The following is a 1,913-nucleotide window of genomic DNA, read 5'->3' on the forward strand; positions in this document are numbered from 1 at the left end:
GTGTGATGGTACCGGAATCGTTCCGATGATCCATTAGGTATAGTGGGAGGAATTAATCCTTTCGGTTATGTCAGTAATCCGGCAAAATATATTGACCCACTGGGATTATGTGATACCGTCACAGTATTTAGAGTTCAGGGTGGAGTTCCACCGAATGCAAGTCGCCTTAGAATAACTGTTGACGATTTTGGCAATCCTCACATTCAACCAGGAACACTAAATGTTAGTATTGGTGATATATCTCATGCAGAATATTTCCGTAGCTTAAGAGGTGGAGATGCTGAGATTGTATCTTTTGATATACCTAAATGGATGGCGGATTTCATTGATGAAAGCTCAATTCCCCAAAAATTTTATAATTCCAACCCATTAAATCAAGGAGGATTAGCTCCTAAAATTGTTGATATAACAACTCCAGGCAAATCTTATGAATTACCATCAATATGGGGACAATGGCTGGAGGAAGTCGCAATACCGGGAACTGGTACTATCAATTAAGAGAAACAACCATATGAATATTAATAAAGATGAAAAGATTATTACCATAATTAAAAATAAAGGAAATTTTTATTGGTTCGCAGCGTTTAAAGAAATGTGGGTACTAGACAGAATCAAATGGGGTGATGATTTTATTTCAAACGGCTTCAAAGATGCTAATATTGATAACCATCAAGAACGGTATTATATTGCCATAGTCGGAAAAGATAATGCTGATGATTTCATCCAGCATTTAATAAACGATGAATATTCTATAAAAAAAATAGATTTAGCCAATGAATTTTATAAAAGACTATCACCAACAACAAAATGGTGGGACATTTATGATCTATTCCCGGACTTATTTATAGATTTCGACTCACTTACACTTTATTCTGAATTTATTGAAAACATGCATTATGAATGGTATGTACCTGATGGATGGAATGGAAAATTTATGGATTTCTGTGAAGGATCGATACTTCCTTCAAATGAAAAATTTTGGATAAAAAATGGCATTGATCACAGAAAAGAAATAATCTCAAGAAGTTGATATTGCAGTGACCTCGAAAATATTCAAAACGTCTTGTAGGTTACATTTAAATCCTAAAACAGCAACGTAAGGCTAAACCCTACTGACTACCACACCTACAAGACGTGGTCTTGACTTCGAAATACTAACATATTCTGGAGAATAATTATTTTTTACAAAGAAAAGGATACTCCGATTCCGGTGGCAAACGTGACATGGCCTCTTTTAAATCATTTAACAAGACAAGGGAATGTATGTCAGTTGCCAGTGCAGTCACATCCTGTATTTTTACTATCCATTCATTAACATAGTTCTCAACAGCTTTATTTCGCAATCCTATCTGGATGGTTCTGTAATTCAATTTATTTAGATGAATATCTCTTTCAGGATCCCATTGAATAATAACATCACTATTTTTTATTTTATCTTTCCAACCATCTGGTGATAAATTATTATTTTCATCATGACTATTAATAATTGATTGTTGAAGCATTTCATTAAAACCATTATGAGTTATATCAATGGCAAGAATCCTTTTTTGACCTGAATCCTTTGTCCCCCAATGGGATCGATACATCATCCAGAGGAATGATGGTTTAATCCAAGTCATACGTCTCATATTGAATGGTGGAGAAACAAATGTATCGTTTTTCAAAGCAGAGTCTGCAATCGCATCCGAATACGCCTGATATACCCTGACAAAATCACTTGTATAATAGGCTCTTATTTTATTTGTAGAAAAATCATTCGACATATAATATCCAAATCCAATTTATATATTAACTAAAAACAATGATATCTATTGATTTAATCATTTGTCAATTTTGATACATCTCAGACTTAACAACACCCACGCCCCGATACGCGTCATGGAGGCGCGTTACATCACAAATCCAGTTCAGGG

The 1,913-nt window shown here is 34.3% G+C and carries 3 protein-coding genes; 2 read left to right on the plus strand and 1 reads right to left on the minus strand.

Annotation, left to right across the window (positions count from 1 at the left end):
* Nucleotides 1-42 precede the first annotated feature (42 nt).
* Together FDX19_RS00005 and FDX19_RS00010 are read left to right on the plus strand one after the other, a co-directional pair.
* Complete coding sequence (locus tag FDX19_RS00005; RefSeq protein ID WP_137381126.1) at nucleotides 43-498, plus strand: hypothetical protein; 456 nt, start codon at nucleotides 43-45, stop codon at nucleotides 496-498.
* 13 nt (nucleotides 499-511) lie between these two features.
* Nucleotides 512-1,030, plus strand: coding sequence for a hypothetical protein (locus FDX19_RS00010; RefSeq protein WP_137381127.1), 519 nt, complete (start codon nucleotides 512-514; stop codon nucleotides 1,028-1,030).
* Between the two features lie 145 nt (nucleotides 1,031-1,175).
* On the opposite strand, the gene FDX19_RS00015 is transcribed toward FDX19_RS00010, so the two are convergent.
* On the minus strand, nucleotides 1,176-1,763 hold the full coding sequence (locus FDX19_RS00015) for a DUF4291 domain-containing protein (RefSeq protein WP_137381128.1): 588 nt from the start codon (nucleotides 1,761-1,763) through the stop codon (nucleotides 1,176-1,178).
* Nucleotides 1,764-1,913 lie beyond the last annotated feature (150 nt).

Origin of the sequence: Citrobacter sp. wls619, assembly GCF_005281345.1 — a bacterium.
Taxonomy (GTDB): Bacteria; Pseudomonadota; Gammaproteobacteria; order Enterobacterales; family Enterobacteriaceae; genus Citrobacter.

What these genes read in the sequence shown, in the direction of transcription:
- FDX19_RS00010 (WP_137381127.1), top strand. Translation starts at nt 512, where the DNA reads ATGAATATTAATAAAGATGAAAAGATTATTACCATAATTAAAAATAAA.
- FDX19_RS00015 (WP_137381128.1), bottom strand. Translation starts at nt 1,763, where the DNA reads ATGTCGAATGATTTTTCTACAAATAAAATAAGAGCCTATTATACAAGT.